The organism is Streptomyces sp. ISL-11 (assembly GCF_018614525.1).
Classification (GTDB): domain Bacteria; phylum Actinomycetota; class Actinomycetes; order Streptomycetales; family Streptomycetaceae; genus Streptomyces.
On record NZ_JAGGOL010000009.1, the window covers coordinates 44568 to 59387 of the forward strand.

Consider the following 14820-nt stretch of genomic DNA (forward strand, 5'->3'; position numbering starts at 1 on the left):
TCCTCCGGGGCGATGGGGGCACCCCCAAGCCCTCAGGGCTGTGGGGGAGGGTGTGCGCGGGCGCCGGGGTCGCGGGAGAGGGGCGCGGCGCCGCGCAGCTGATGGTGTGGGAGGGCCTCGGCGGTGCGAGGCGGAACAAGCGGGGGACGAGCGGCCGGCGGGGGTGGGTCCCGCCGGGGGCATGGTCCCCGTCAGACATGGCGACAGAGCATGGCGGCGACGCGGCACAGGTCTATTGCCCGCCGCTTCGTGAGGTCCGCCTGTCGCTTCATGCGTCCGATCGTAGGGACGGACAGGCGTGCGTGTCACCGGTGTGTCGAATGGCGAGACGGGATCTTCCGCTATGTGAGATCGGAGCCTCTGGCGGAGCAGCGGGACGGGCGGGTCCGGCCGGTGATCCCGTACGGGGTTCTGTCGTACGGACGTGCCCGTCTCGCTGGGTGGACCGGCCCGGACAGCCCGGACCGGCGGGAAACGGGGCCCCGGCCGGGCCCCGCCTCAGCCGGCCAGGTTGACGTTCGTGCCGGCGAGGGTGATGTCGACGCCGTCGGGCGTCGTGACGACCTTGTCCAGCTTGATGCCCTTGGGCAGGCCGTTGATGCGGCGGTCCAGGTCGATCTTCTGGCGGACGGCCTGCTCCAGGCCCGGAATGCCCTGCGAGGGCACCTCGTCGGCCCGTACGCGGACGGTGTCACCGTTCTGCACGCTCACGGTGGAGACCACGCTGCGTTCGACGGGCTGGCCCATCACCAGGACCTTGCCGGTGACCTTGACCTTGCTCTGGCCCGCCGCGTCGGTGCCGCCGTAGGCGATGGTCACGCCCGGGTCGGCGGCGGCCTTGGTGAGCTCGGCGTAGGAGATCCGCGCGGTGCCGGACGCGCTGTCGGCGACGGCGGAGGTGAAGCTGCTGTTGATGCGGACGTCGCGCAGGGTGGCGTCGAAGCCCGACACCCGCACGGACTCGCGGCCCGAACCGGCGGTGACGCCGTCGAGCTTCACCTCGACCTCGTCGAGGCGGGAGCCGGCCACCTGCGTCAGGAACGGGAAGCCCTTGATCGAGACCTCCGGAGTGCCGGAGAGGCCCTGGCTGCTGCGTATCTTCTCGGCGGCCTGGTCCTCGGCGAGATACACCGCGAGGCGGTCCGCGCCCACGAAGAGTGCCCCCAGAATCACGGCGATGATCAGGGTTATTCGTATTGCGCGCATTGAATCCTTCGCTCCCCCGGGTCTCGGTCAGGCCCTTTGCCTGTCCAGGGAGCGTAGGCCGTGTCCGGCGGATCATGTGAGCGGGTGTCGTGCGCACCACCGCTGCGCGGTGATGTCCTCAAACTCCCCCAGCTACCGCTGGGAGGTGCCCCCAGACGGGCTTGATTGCGGCTGAGCTCAGCCAAATCAAGCCCGTCCGGCGATTGAGGACGCGCCCGCAGGGCGCCCGCCGCCGCAGGCGGCAAAGACGGCGGCCTGCGGCCGAAGACCCGCGCCCGCCGCCGTGGCAGGCAAAGGCGGCCGCCGGCCGAAGCCCCACCGGACACCGCCTAGGCCAGCGCCCGCCCGATCAGGTAAACCGCCGGCGCCGCAGCGGCAAGCGGCAGCGCGACGCCCGCCGTCATGTGGACGAAGCGCGACGGGTAGTCGTAGCTCGCCACCCGCAGGCCGATCAGCGCGCAGGCGCCCGCCGCCAGGGCGAGGAGCGCGCCGGAGTTGCCCATCCCGGTCAGTCCGCCGGTGGCCACGCCCGAGCCCGCCGCCGCGACCAGCGCGACGACCGGGGCGGCGAAGGACGGCAGCGGCAGCGCGCGCGCCAGGGCCGCCACGGCGACACCGGCGGCGCCGACCACGACCGCGTCGGAGTGGGCGGCCGCCGCGAGGTGACCGGCCGCGACGACGGTGAGGGCGGCCGAGGCACCGGCGACCATCAGCCCGTACAGGCGCTCGTCTGGCGACGCGTGGCTGCGCAGCTGGAGCACCAGCGTCAGCAGCAGCCACACGCCCATCGTGCCGATGAGCACGGTCGGCGCCTGGCCGGTGTCCGTGGCCAGCAGCCCGATGTCGGCGGCCACACCGCCCATGAAGGCCAGTGCGATGCCCTGACGGGCGGGCCACATGCCGTTCAGCCGGAACCAGCCCGCCGCCGTCACCGCCTGGAGCAGCACCACCGGCACCACCAGCGCCAGTTGCCCCACCGGTGCGGCCAGGGCGAGCAGCGCCGCCAGGACCGAGGTCAGCACGGCCGGCTTCAGGCCCGGCGAGAGGATCTGCGGCCGGCCCTCGGCCCGCGCCTTCTCCGCGGCCGTCATCGGCCGCCCGGAAGCATCCGGAGCGGCGGCGTCCGGCTCTTCCGGCTCCTGTGCCCCCGGGACGGGCCCGGGCGGCCCGGGCTGCGCGTGGCGGCCCGGCGCGCGCGATTCCGTCACGCCCGGCCACTCGCCACCCGTCGCGCCGTCGTCGGCGCGGTGGTGGCCGCCGTGGCGCGGATACGGGCCGGAGGCGCCCTCGCCGAAGCCGGACGGACCCTGCCCGTAACCGGGCACGGCCTCCGGGAGCGGGCCGCCGGGCCGCGGCGCGCCGTACGCGTCGTCCGCCGCGGGGGCGGGCGCGGCGGGCCGCTGCCAGGTCTGGGTGTCCCAGGTCGGCGTCTGCCAGGTCTGCGTCGGGGGCTCGGACTGCGCGTAGCCCTGCTGCCCGCCCTGCGTCGTGGGCCACGCCGCGGGGGACTGCGGCTGCTGCGCGTGCCCCTGCGCGTGCCCCTGCGCCGTGTACGGGTCGTACGCGCCGCCGTCGTAGGGGTTGTGCGTGTCGTACGCGCCCGGGTTCTGCGCCGGGGGCTGCGCGCCCGGTGCCCCCTGGGACCCGTGATCGTAGGGGGCGTAGCCCTCCTGCTGCTGCCCGTAGCCCTCGTGGGGCTGCTGCCCGTAGGTCTCCTGCGGGCGGTACGGGTCGTACGGCTCTCGCGGCTCGTACGCGTTGTGCGGCTGATTGGTCATCGTGCCGGGGTCACCCTCCTGCGAAGGGCGGGAGCACCTCGACGGTGCCGCCCTCGGCCAGTTGGACCGTCGTGTGGTCGCGCGTGCCGACCGGGTCGCCGTCCACGAGGAACGAGCAGCGCAGCAGCACCCGCGCGAACTCCGGGCGCTCCGCGTGGCGCCGCCGGGCGGCGTCGAGCGCCTCGGCCAGCGTCCGGGCCGCGAACGGCTCCTCGGCCGTGCCGGCGGCCGCCTTCGCCGCGGCCCAGTACCGGATCGTGCCCGCCGGTCCCGGCTGCTCCGGCAGCTCATCCGACAGAGCCGGTTTCACCGGATGTGCCGGTTGTGTCGTCGCCACGGCGACCCCTTTCCTTCATCTGCGCCTCCCATGATGACGGGTGCCGGACCGCCCCCGGCCCGCCACCGGTAAAACGGGAGGCTGCGCGGCGGGGCGCTCCTCTAGGCTGCGTGGTGTGCTGGTACGACTTATGCGGGCGTATTTGAGGCCCTATTCCAAACCCATCGCGTTGGTCGTGCTCTTGCAGCTCGTCCAGACGCTTGCCACGCTCTACCTCCCCACGCTCAACGCCGACATCATCGACAATGGTGTCGTCCAGGGCGACACCGGCTACATCCTGGAGCTCGGCGGCTGGATGCTCGGCGTCTCCGTCGTCCAGATCGTCTGCGCCGTCGGAGCCGTCTACTTCGGAGCCCGTACGGCCATGGCGCTCGGCCGTGACCTGCGCGGCGCGGTCTTCGACCGGGTGCAGTCCTTCTCGGCCCGCGAGGTGGGCCGCTTCGGCGCCCCCTCGCTGATCACCCGCACCACCAATGACGTGCAGCAGGTCCAGATGCTGGTCCTGATGTCCTTCACCCTGATGGTGTCCGCCCCGATCATGTGCGTCGGCGGCATCGTGATGGCCCTCAACCAGGACGTGCCGCTGTCGGCGCTGCTGCTCGTGATCGTCCCGGTCCTCGGCACCATCGTCTCGCTGATCATCTGGCGCATGCGGCCCATCTTCCGGGGCGTGCAGGAGCGCATCGACACGGTCAACCGCGTCCTGCGCGAGCAGATCACCGGCATCCGCGTCATCCGGGCCTTCGTCCGCGACACCCACGAGCGGGAACGGTTCCGGTCCGCCAACACCGAGCTCATGGACGTGTCCCTGCGCGCCGGCCGGCTGATGTCGCTGATGTTCCCGACCGTGATGCTCGTCGTGAACCTCTCCTCCGTCGCCGTCCTGTGGTTCGGCGGCCACCGCATCGACGGCGGCCACATGGAGATCGGCGCGCTGACGGCCTTCCTCAGCTACCTCATGCAGATCCTGATGGCCGTCATGATGGCCACCTTCATGTTCATGATGGTGCCGCGCGCCGAGGTCTGCGCCGAGCGCGTCCAGGAGGTCCTCGCCACCCACTCCAGCGTCGTGCCCCCCGCCGCGCCCGTCACCGAGCTGCGCCGCGCCGGCCACCTGGAGCTGTCCGGTGTGGAGTTCCGCTACCCCGGCGCCGAGGAGCCCGTGCTCAAGGACGTCTCGCTCGTCGCCCGCCCCGGTGAGATCACGGCCGTCATCGGCTCCACCGGCAGCGGCAAGTCCACGCTGCTGGGCCTCGTGCCCCGGCTGTTCGACGCCACCGGGGGCTCGGTCCTCGTCGACGGCGTCGACGTCCGCGAGCTCGACCCCGTCCTCGCGTCGGAGACCGTCGGATTCGTCCCCCAGAAGCCCTACCTCTTCTCCGGCACCGTCGCCTCCAACCTCCGCTACGGCAAGCCCGACGCCTCCGACGAGGAACTGTGGCGCGCCCTGGAGACCGCGCAGGCGCGCGAGTTCGTCGAGGACATGGAGCTGGGCCTCCAGGCACCCATCGCCCAGGGCGGCTCCAACGTCTCCGGCGGCCAGCGCCAGCGCCTGGCCATCGCCCGCGCCCTGGTCCGCCGCCCGGAGATCTACCTCTTCGACGACTCCTTCTCCGCCCTCGACTACGCCACCGACGCGCGGCTGCGCGCCGCCCTGGCCCGCGAGACGGAGGACGCGACCGTCGTCATCGTCGCCCAGCGGGTGTCCACGATCCGTGACGCCCACCGGATCGTCGTCCTCGACGAGGGCCGCGTCGTCGGCACCGGCACCCACACCGAACTGATGACGTCGAACGACACCTACCGGGAGATCGTCCTCTCCCAGCTCACCGAGGAGGAGGCGGCGTGACGTCCCCGCAGAAACCCCAGCAGGACGGCGACGCCGGTACGGGCGCCGGCCCGGGCGCAGGCAAGGGCTCCGGCGCCGCGCCCGCGCGCAGAGGCCCCGCCCCGGCGGTCGGCATCGCGCGCTTCATGGGCGGCCAGCCCACCGAGCGGTCCATGGACTTCGCCGGCTCCGGCAAGCGGCTCCTGGCCACGCTCCGCCCCGAACGCGCCGTGATCGTCTTCGGGCTCCTCCTCGGCGTCGCCAGCGTCGCGCTGACCGTCCTCGGCCCCAAGATCCTCGGCCGGGCCACCGACCTGATCTTCTCGGGTGTCATAGGCCGGCGCTTCCCCGACGGCATCAGCAAGGCCGAGGCCATCGGCCGGATGCGGCGGGAGGGCAACGGCCAGGTCGCCGACCTGCTCGCCTCCGTCGACTTCACCCCCGGCCGGGGCATCGACTTCGACGCCGTCGGCGAGGTGCTGCTCTGGGTCCTGCTGATCTACGTCGGTGCCTCGCTCTTCGGGCTCGTCCAGGCCCGTATCGCCACCAACGTCGTCCAGCGCGCCGTCTTCCGGCTGCGCGAGGAGGTCGAGGAGAAGCTGGGCCGGCTGCCGCTGAGCTACTTCGACAAGCAGCAGCGCGGCGAGGTGCTCTCCCGGGCCACCAACGACATCGACAACATCGCGCAGACCCTCCAGCAGACCCTCAGCCAGATAGTCACCTCCCTGCTGACCATCGTCGGCGTGCTGGCCGTGATGTTCTGGATCTCCTGGCTGCTGGCCCTGGTCGCCCTGGTCACCGTGCCGGTCTCCGTCGTCGTCGCCACGAAGATCGGCAAGCGCGCGCAGCCGCAGTTCGTCGCCCAGTGGAAGTCCACCGGCACGCTCAACGCCCACATCGAGGAGATGTACACCGGCCACTCGCTGGTCAAGGTCTTCGGCCGGCAGAAGGAGTCCGCCGAGACCTTCCGCAAGGAGAACCAGGACCTCTACGAGGCCGGGTTCAAGGCGCAGTTCATCTCCGGCGTCATCCAGCCCGCGATGATGTTCATCGGCAACCTCAACTACGTGCTCGTCGCCGTCGTCGGCGGCCTGCGGGTCGCCTCCGGCGCGCTGTCCATCGGTGACGTCCAGGCGTTCGTGCAGTACTCGCGGCAGTTCAGCCAGCCGCTCACCCAGGTCGCCTCCATGGCCAACCTCGTCCAGTCCGGCGTTGCCTCCGCCGAGCGCGTCTTCGAGCTCCTCGACGCGGAGGAGCAGTCACCGGACGCGCCCGCCGCCGTGCGGCCGGAGCGGGTGCGGGGCCGGGTCTCCTTCGAGAAGGTCTCCTTCCGCTACGAGGCCGACAAGCCGCTCATCGAGGACCTCTCCCTCACGGTGAACCCCGGCCAGACCGTCGCCATCGTCGGCCCCACCGGCGCGGGCAAGACGACCCTGGTCAACCTGCTGATGCGCTTCTACGAGGTCAGCGGCGGCCGCATCAGCCTCGACGGCCTCGACATCGCCGCGATGTCCCGCGAGGAGCTGCGCTCGCACATCGGCATGGTCCTCCAGGACACCTGGCTCTTCGGCGGCACGATCGCCGAGAACATCGCCTACGGCGCGGCCGCGGGCACGCCCATGGACAAGATCGTCGAGGCCGCGAAGGCCACGCACGTCGACCGCTTCGTCCGCACCCTCCCGGACGGCTACGACACCGTCATCGACGACGAGGGCTCCAACGTCAGCGTCGGCGAGAAGCAGCTGATCACGATCGCGCGGGCGTTCCTCGCCGAGCCGGAGATCCTCGTCCTGGACGAGGCGACGAGCTCCGTCGACACGCGCACGGAGGTCCTGATCCAGCACGCGATGGCCCAGCTCCGCACGGGCCGCACGAGCTTCGTCATCGCGCACCGGCTGTCCACGATCCGTGACGCGGACGTCATCCTGGTGATGGAGTCGGGCCGGATCGTGGAGCAGGGCACGCATGACGCGTTGCTGGTGGCGGGTGGGGCTTACGCGCGGCTGTACGAGGCGCAGTTCGCGGAGCCGGTTGTGGGGTGACGTTTGGGTGCCCTCAGTCGCCGGGCGGGCTCGGGTTCGGCTCGCCGCCGTCGCGGGGGTGTCCTCAAGCGCCGGACGGGCTGGGGAGTGGCCGGGCGTGCTGTTCGGCTGACCGCCGTCCGGGGGTGTCCTCAATCGCCGGACGGGCTTGATGGTGCCGGGCGCGGCTGCCGGCCTTGCGGCTGGGGGAGCCCATTCCAGCCCGTCCGGCGATTGAGGACGACCTCAGCCAAATCGCGCATACAGCGCTCAAGGGCGACCTCAGCCCAATCCAGCCCGTCCGGCGTTTGAGGACAGGCTCAGCCCCGGTTGGGGGTGCCAATTCCAGCCCGTCCGGCGCTTGAGGACAGGCCCCGCCCCGGTTCGGGGCGCTCAATCCAGCCCGTCCGGCGATTGAGGACAAGCCCCGCCCCGGCCCGGCGCGTCAAGACCAGCCCGTCCGGCGTTTGAGGACACCCACTCCGCGACCCGCCCCAACAGCTCAACCCCCGCCGAATTCTCCGCATGGCCGAACCCCCGCTCGATCCACAACTCAACAGCCCCAGGCGCAGCCGCCACCAGCATCCGCGGATGATCCAAAGGAAAATACGCATCGCGGTCCCCGTGCACGACCAGCAGCGGCCGAGGCGCGATCAACGGCACCGCCTCCGTCGGGGACAACGGCACGGGATCCCAGTCCTCCGAATGGACCCGCGTCCGTAGCCCGAACCGGGCGATCGCGCGGCCGGACGGGCGGGAGATCGCCCAGTGCAGTCGCCGCATCGGCGCGGTACCCCGGTAGTACCAACGCGCCGGCGCACTGACGGACACCACCAGGTCCGCGTGTGCGGCCGTGCGCCCCCCATGCTCTCCCCCTTCGCCGGGCAGGTACAGCGCGCCGTGCCGCAGCACCACCGAGCCGCCCATCGAGAAGCCGACCGTCGCCACCCGCTCATGGCCCAGCGATCGCGCCCAGGCCACCGCCACGGCCAGGTCGAGCACCTCCCGGTCGCCCACCGTGGACCGCCCGCCCGAGCGCCCGTGACCCCGGAAAGAGAACGTGATCACGGCCGCACGCTGTGCGAACACCCGCGCCGCGCGGCGCAGCCCCGGGCGGTCGAGCGCCCCCGTGAAGCCGTGCGCCAGCACCACCGCGGGGGGCGGGGCCCCGCCCGTCGCCGGGCCCTCGTACGGTTCGTACGCCGCCTCGATCCGGACCCCGTCCGCTGTCAAGAGGGCCTGACGACGACCACTCGAAGTGATCGACGAAACACAAGCTCGTGCAAAATCGTCCGCTCCTCCGAAAGCCATGTGGGCTATTCTGCTGGGCAGAGAGGATCCGGGCAGAGTAGCCCCCGGGTCCTTTTGTGCATTCGGACGCGCACGTGCGCGAATGAGCGCACGCGTGCTCGCAGGGCGCGCACAGCCCGTAACCGTACGAAGCAGAGCCGCATACTCCCCCAGAGCCAGCCTGGGTGGTGCCCCCTTCGCAGGGACCGAGGAGGACCGACGTCATGGGCGAGCGAAGCGCGCAGATCCGCCGGAACCGTACGACGACCGAGGCGGGTGGCAGCCGATGAGCTCCTTGCTGCTCCTGACCAATGCCCTCCAGCCGTCCACGGAGGTGCTCCCCGCGCTGGGCCTGTTGCTGCACAGCGTGCGGGTGGCGCCGGCCGAGGGCCCGGCCCTGGTGGACACCCCGGGCGCCGACGTCATACTGATCGACGGCCGCCGCGACCTTCCGCACGTACGCAGCCTCTGCCAGCTGCTGCGTTCCACCGGCCCCGGCTGTCCGCTGATCCTCGTGGTCACGGAGGGCGGCCTGGCCGCCGTGACCGCCGACTGGGGCGTCGACGACGTCCTGCTGGACACCGCGGGCCCGGCCGAGGTCGAGGCGCGGCTGCGGCTGGCCATGGGGCGCCAGCAGATCTGCACGGACGACAGTCCGATGGAGATCCGCACGGGCGACCTGTCCGTCGACGAGGCGACGTACAGCGCGAAGCTCAAGGGCCGGATCCTGGATCTGACCTTCAAGGAGTTCGAGCTGCTGAAGTACCTCGCGCAGCATCCGGGGCGGGTGTTCACCCGGGCCCAGCTGCTGCAGGAGGTGTGGGGTTACGACTACTTCGGCGGTACGCGCACGGTCGACGTCCACGTGCGGCGCCTGCGCGCGAAGCTCGGCCCGGAGCACGAGTCGCTGATCGGCACCGTCCGGAATGTCGGCTACCGCTTCGTGGTCCCGGAGAAGCCCGAGAAGGGTGCCGACCGGTCCGAGGACGCCAAGCCGAAGGAGACCGCCTCGCAGCCCCGCGCGGAGGAGCCGCAGGGTGCCCAAACCGATACCGCTCGCCCGGCCAAACGCTAGGTGGACCCGCGTAGACTGCCCGGCGTGGCCAAGGTGACGCGGGACGATGTGGCGAGACTTGCGGGGACGTCGACCGCGGTGGTCAGCTACGTCATCAACAACGGGCCGAGGCCGGTGGCCCCGGCCACGCGCGAGCGTGTCCTGGCCGCGATCAAGGAGCTGGGATACCGGCCCGACCGGGTCGCCCAGGCGATGGCGTCCCGACGGACGGACCTCATAGGTTTGATCGTCCCGGACGCCCGGCAGCCGTTCTTCGCCGAGATGGCGCACGCCGTCGAGCAGGCGGCCGCCGAACGCGGGAAGATGGTCCTCGTCGGCAACTCCGACTATCTCGACGAGCGCGAAGTGCACTATTTGCGCGCGTTCTTGGGCATGCGCGTCTCCGGCCTGATCCTCATCAGCCAGGGCCCCAGCGAGCACGCCGCCACGGAGATCGACGCCTGGGACGCCCGGGTCGTGCTGATGCACCGGCGGCCCGACGCGATAGACGACGTCGCCGTCGTCACCGACGACGTGGGCGGCGCCCAGCTCGCCACCCGCCACCTGCTGGAGCACGGCCACCCGTACGTGGCCTGTCTCGGCGGCACGGAGGAGACCCCCACGGTCGGCGACCCCGTCACCGACCACGTCGAGGGCTGGCGCCGCGCCATGCGGGAGGCCGGGAAGTCCCTGGAGGGCCGGCTCTTCCAGGCCCCGTACAACCGCTACGACGCCTACCAGGTCGCCCTGAAGATCCTCTCCGGCCCCGACCGCCCCCCGGCCCTCATCTGCGCCACCGACGACCAGGCCATCGGCGTCCTGCGCGCCGCCCGTGAGCTGCGCATCGACGTCCCTGGCGAGCTGGCCGTCGCCGGCTTCGACGACGTCAAGGAGGCGGCCCTCACGGACCCGCCCCTGACCACGGTCGCCTCCGACCGCATCGCGATGGCCCGCTCGGCCGTCGACCTCGTCCTCGACGACGGCCTGCGCGTGGCCGGTTCCCGCCGGGAGCGCCTGAAGCAGTTCCCCTCGGCCCTGGTCATCCGCCGCTCCTGCGGCTGCGGCGACTGACGCGGGGCCGCGCTCAGCGGGGCGGCCCGTCCAGCAGGTTGGTGATCAGCTTGCGCAGGCGCCCCTCCACGACCTCTTCGACGCCGTGGACGAGCTGGGCACCGTAGACGACGGCCGTCCCGGCGGGCGGTGCGCTGGTCCAGCGGGTGTGCGGGATCGCGCGCAGCTCCGCGACGGCCTCCGGGCCGGCCTCGTGGGAGATCTCCCGGGTGAAGCGCGTGCCGGGGGCGAAGCCGCTGCCCGCGACGGCGGTCCGGTCGGTCCACAGGGCGTCGGAGGAGCACGTGTCGACGAAGAACTGCCCGCCGCGCTCCGCCTCCCGCAAGTGGAACGCCACCCGCGCGACCCGCTGGGGCCGCGAGTCCGGGTCGTCCACGCCGTGCAGGTGCGGATCGATCCGGTCACCGGGCCCCAGGTCGTGGTAGTCCCACGGCGTGACACCGGCGACGGACGGGAACACCCGGCGGATGGCCGGCAGCGCGCGCTCGACGGCGGCCGCCATGATGTCCTGCGCCTCTACGGGCGGGACCATGCCGTCACTGGGCCGGGCGGGAACCCACCCCGTCGCCGCCAGATGGTCGTCCAGCACCTTCGTCACCTGGGCGATCTCGTCGGGCGTGAGGAAGCCTTCGATCGTGTGCACGGCCAGGGTCTCGGTCATGTGAATCACGCGGTAACTCACTCCTGTCGCACGGGGCATGGAGCATCGGAACCGCATTCCACCCCGCCACCGGTACGGGCGGCTAGGCGTCGGCGCGCCATTCCCGGCCCGCGCGGCGGAGAGGCCGGCGGGCCGGGTGATCGTCAGGTCACGTGCACGGTACGTTGATGGTGTACGTGCGCTGACCAGAGTCGATGGCCTGGTCCTGGCCCCAGTACGGACCGACCTGACGGAACGTCATGGTGACGCTGTACGAGCCGCAGCCGTTGAGGGCGGCGGGGGAGCCGCCGCTGCCCGAACCGTTGAGGGAGGTCTGCTTGACCTGGGGGACGGAGTAGTTCCCCGACTGGCCGCTCTTGCTCAGGGTGCCACTGGCGGTCCAGTTGGCGGGGTAGCTGCTGCTGGCGGAGTACCAGGAGCCGCCCCAGTAGTACTGCGAGTTGGTGTTGTTGACCCGCACCTCGTTGCCGCCGGACCCGAATCGCAGGCACACCTGCGCCTCGGCGTAGGTGTACTGGCCCGATCCGTAGAAGCTCTCCTTTGCGGCGCAGTAGTCGCCTGAGGGTGCGGCGGCGCGGTGCCCGGCTGCCGTGGCGGTGGTGCCGGTGGCGAGACCCGACAGCGCCAGAAGTGCGACGGCCAGGCCGGCTCCGATTCTGCGCGTGGGGAGCCCACCTGGGGCGGTAGGCACGGTGCCTTGCGAGTGGGGCGTTACTGGTGTGGTGCGTCGTGAAAGCCGCATGAGCCGCCTCCTGCTTCGCATGCCGCCCCCTTGGTTGCGGGGTGTGTCCAGGACAGCAGGGGGCGGCAGTGACGTAGCGTCGCTATCCACACGATTCACTCATGAGGGTGACTGACGCTGTTGACGCGGCTGTGGGCCGGGAGTGGCCGACCCACTCCTGCCCGGGAACGCCGTGGGGGTGCTTCTTAATGCGTTGACCCTCCCGTCGGCGCCGTCATACGCTGCGGAACGCCCCTGTTGCCGTTGATCGGAGAAGGACGTTGCTCGTCTGAGGTCTTGAGACACCGCGCTTGCGCAGCCGTAGTCATGCCATCACGGCGTCACCGCTGCCCGCGTTCCGTGTGCGACCTCGACGCATTGAGCCGTCCTCCCGCCGGTGCGGGGATCTTCTCTTCCCTCACGCCGGTCGTGGTCGCCCTGTGGTGTCCCAACACGTTGCCCTGGCCGCTTTCCTCCAGCCATCACGTGAGGCCCGCATGACCCATCCCCCGTCTTCCATCACCTGCGCATCGCTCTCCTTCACCTGGCCCGACGGCACCACCGTCTTCGACGGCCTCCAGGTCGCCTTCGGACCCGGCAGGTCCGGCCTCATCGGTCTCAACGGGTCGGGGAAATCGACCCTGATGAAGCTGATCACCGGCCGGCTCGCACCGACCGAGGGCACCATCCGCGTGGCCGGTGAGATGGGCTACCTGCCGCAGAACATCACGCTCGACACCACCCTCCGCGTCGAGGACGTCCTCGGCATCGCCGGCACGCGCGCCGCGCTGCACGCCATCGAGGCGGGCGACGTGCGGGAGGAGCACTTCACGGTGGTCGGCGACGACTGGGCCGTCGAGGAGCGCGCCACCGTGACGCTCGCCGGGCTGGGCCTGGACCACATCGGCCTGGACCGCACCATCGGCGAGGTCTCCGGCGGCGAGTCCGTGCTGCTGCACCTGGCCGCGTTGCTGCTGCGCCGGCCCGACGTCCTCGTCCTCGACGAACCCACCAACAACCTCGACCTGTACGCGCGCCGGCGCCTGTACGCGGCCGTCGAGGCGTGGTCGGGCGTCATGGTCGTGGTCAGTCACGACCGTGAACTCCTCGAACGCGTCGACCAGATCGCCGATCTGCGGGCGGGCGAGGTCACCTGGTACGGGGGCAACCTCTCCGCGTACGAGGAGGCCCTCGCCGCCGAGCAGGAGGCGGCCGAGCGCCTGGTCCGGGTCGCCGAGTCCGACCTGCGCAAGCAGAAGCGCGAACTGACCGACGCCCACGTCAAACTGGCCCGCCGCAAGCGCTACGGCCAGAAGATGAACGACACCAAGCGCGAGCCGAAGATCGTCATGGGTCAGCGCAAGCGGCAGGCCCAGGTCTCCGCCGGCAAGCACCGCATCATGCACGAGGGCAAACTCACCGAGGCGAGGGAACGCCTCGACGAGGCCGTGGAAGCCGTGCGCGACGACGACGAGATCCGCGTCGACCTCCCGTCCACGGCGGTCCCGCCCGGCCGCTCCGTACTCACCTTGCGCGAGCTCACCCTGACGTACGGGGCCCGGGTGGAAGGCGAGTTCGAGCTGCGCGGTCCCGAGCGGATCGCGCTCGTCGGCGGCAACGGCGCGGGCAAGACGACGCTCCTGCGCACGATCGCCGGAGAGCTGGACGCGCTCGCCGGCGAGGCGATGGCCCACGTTCCGCTGCGGTTCCTGCCGCAGCGGCTCGACGTCCTGGACGAGGAGCTGACGGTCGCCGGGAACGTGGCGCGGTTCGCCCCCGAGGCGACCGACAACCAGGTCCGGGCGCGGCTGGCCCGCTTCCTGTTCAAGGGATCGCGGGCCGACCAGCGAGCGGCGACCCTCTCCGGCGGAGAGCGCTTCCGGGCCACCCTGGCGGCCCTGATGCTCGCCGAGCCCGCACCCCAGCTCCTGATGCTGGACGAGCCGACGAACAACCTGGACATGGCGAGCGTTCGCCGGCTCATCACGGCCCTGGAGTCCTACGAGGGCGCCCTGATCGTCGCCAGCCACGACCTCCGCTTCCTGGAGTCTCTCGGCGTGACGCGCTGGCTGCGCCTGGCCGGCGAGCTGCGGGACACGACGGTGGAGGAGGTGCGGGCGGAGATGGCCGGGAGCTGAGCCCCCATGGCGGTTGCCGGTCGGTATGCGGGCGCGATCAGGCCCGCCCCTGGCTGACGTCGAACCGTTCGAGCCTGGTGAAGGTGCGGCCGTCGCCGGGCGAGGCCAGCCTGATGGGTCCCTGGGCCCTGTACAGCGCTCCGCCGGCCGGTGGCCCGCCGGGCCTGGCCTTCTGGCGCGGGGGTGGGAACCGGGTGAGGTGGGCGACGAGGTGCGGCGCGGCGGAGGTGGTGAACAGGAACGGGCCGGTGCGGCCTCCGAGGCGCTCGACGGTCATGACGATCGGCTGCCGCCAGTCCTCCAGGAGCCCGTCGGGGGACCTGCTGATCCTGCTGTTCGGTGTGCTGACGAGGGGCGGTGCCAGAGTGACCTTGCCGAGCAGCGGGTGGGAGGCGTTCATGGCGAAGTCGAGGACTTCGTAGCGGGCGAAGTTGGGGCCGCCGGGGAGGATGGTCAGCGTCCGTGAGCCGGTGAAGTTCAGCCGCGGGTGCGGTGGCGGTGCGTGGCTGACGAGAGTGACGCCGAAGGCGTTCAGGCTGAGCCGGTAGGTCTGCCCCACGGTCGGCAGCTTCCCGGCGCGGTCCCGCGGGGCCGCACCGGCGTCGCTGCCGGCCAGGGCGAGCCCCGTGCCGGCGATCGCCGCACCTGCGGCACGACGGATCAGGTGCCTGCGGCTTACGGGCGAAGTGGGCTGATTCATGCAGGTGAGTGTGCA

General features: G+C 71.7%; 13 protein-coding genes. 5 read left to right on the forward strand and 8 right to left on the reverse strand.

Going from position 1 to position 14820, the window contains the following annotated elements; translation table 11 throughout:
* Positions 1-191: 191 nt before the first annotated feature.
* The 4 genes from J7E86_RS31970 to J7E86_RS02220 all read right to left on the reverse strand — a co-directional run bounded on the left by J7E86_RS31970 (position 192) and on the right by J7E86_RS02220 (position 3270).
* Entirely contained in the window at positions 192-272 is an 81-nt protein-coding gene (locus J7E86_RS31970; protein ID WP_374223756.1) for a putative leader peptide, read from the reverse strand.
* Positions 273-498: 226 nt separating this feature from the next.
* Positions 499-1206: a DUF2993 domain-containing protein gene (locus J7E86_RS02210; RefSeq protein WP_215079186.1), complete on the reverse strand. Its 708-nt coding sequence runs from the start codon at positions 1204-1206 to the stop codon at positions 499-501.
* Positions 1207-1535: 329 nt separating this feature from the next.
* A complete protein-coding gene (locus tag J7E86_RS02215; RefSeq protein ID WP_215079188.1) occupies positions 1536-2984 on the reverse strand; it encodes a hypothetical protein in 1449 nt (482 codons plus the stop codon).
* Between the two features lie 10 nt (positions 2985-2994).
* Positions 2995-3270: a MoaD/ThiS family protein gene (locus J7E86_RS02220; RefSeq protein ID WP_215079240.1), complete on the reverse strand. Its 276-nt coding sequence runs from the start codon at positions 3268-3270 to the stop codon at positions 2995-2997.
* Positions 3271-3436: 166 nt separating this feature from the next.
* On the opposite strand from J7E86_RS02220, the gene J7E86_RS02225 reads away from it, so the two are divergent.
* Positions 3437-5170, forward strand: a complete 1734-nt coding sequence (locus J7E86_RS02225; protein ID WP_215079190.1) for an ABC transporter ATP-binding protein — start codon at positions 3437-3439, stop codon at positions 5168-5170.
* Positions 5171-5295: 125 nt separating this feature from the next.
* On the forward strand, positions 5296-7191 hold the full coding sequence (locus tag J7E86_RS02230; RefSeq protein WP_215079241.1) for an ABC transporter ATP-binding protein: 1896 nt from the start codon (positions 5296-5298) through the stop codon (positions 7189-7191).
* A gap of 372 nt (positions 7192-7563) precedes the next feature.
* On the opposite strand, the gene J7E86_RS02235 is transcribed toward J7E86_RS02230, so the two are convergent.
* Complete coding sequence (locus J7E86_RS02235; protein ID WP_215079192.1) at positions 7564-8481, reverse strand: alpha/beta hydrolase; 918 nt, start codon at positions 8479-8481, stop codon at positions 7564-7566.
* Positions 8482-8746: 265 nt separating this feature from the next.
* On the opposite strand from J7E86_RS02235, the gene J7E86_RS02240 reads away from it, so the two are divergent.
* Together J7E86_RS02240 and J7E86_RS02245 are read left to right on the forward strand one after the other, a co-directional pair.
* Entirely contained in the window at positions 8747-9535 is a 789-nt protein-coding gene (locus tag J7E86_RS02240) for a response regulator transcription factor (RefSeq protein ID WP_215079194.1), read from the forward strand.
* 24 nt (positions 9536-9559) lie between these two features.
* Positions 9560-10585, forward strand: coding sequence for a LacI family DNA-binding transcriptional regulator (locus J7E86_RS02245; RefSeq protein ID WP_215079196.1), 1026 nt, complete (start codon positions 9560-9562; stop codon positions 10583-10585).
* Positions 10586-10598: 13 nt separating this feature from the next.
* On the opposite strand, the gene J7E86_RS02250 is transcribed toward J7E86_RS02245, so the two are convergent.
* Together J7E86_RS02250 and J7E86_RS02255 are read right to left on the reverse strand one after the other, a co-directional pair.
* Positions 10599-11255 carry a hypothetical protein gene (locus tag J7E86_RS02250; protein WP_215079198.1) on the reverse strand — a complete coding sequence of 219 codons (657 nt, stop codon included), beginning with the start codon at positions 11253-11255 and terminating at the stop codon, positions 10599-10601.
* A gap of 139 nt (positions 11256-11394) precedes the next feature.
* Positions 11395-11937, reverse strand: a complete 543-nt coding sequence (locus J7E86_RS02255; RefSeq protein WP_215079200.1) for a hypothetical protein — start codon at positions 11935-11937, stop codon at positions 11395-11397.
* A 527-nt stretch (positions 11938-12464) separates the two neighbouring features.
* On the opposite strand from J7E86_RS02255, the gene J7E86_RS02260 reads away from it, so the two are divergent.
* On the forward strand, positions 12465-14105 hold the full coding sequence (locus tag J7E86_RS02260; RefSeq protein ID WP_215079202.1) for an ABC-F family ATP-binding cassette domain-containing protein: 1641 nt from the start codon (positions 12465-12467) through the stop codon (positions 14103-14105).
* Positions 14106-14142: 37 nt separating this feature from the next.
* Here the strand turns inward: J7E86_RS02260 and J7E86_RS02265 are convergent, their stop codons facing one another.
* On the reverse strand, positions 14143-14805 hold the full coding sequence (locus J7E86_RS02265; protein ID WP_215079204.1) for a hypothetical protein: 663 nt from the start codon (positions 14803-14805) through the stop codon (positions 14143-14145).
* Between the last annotated feature and the right edge of the window lie 15 nt (positions 14806-14820).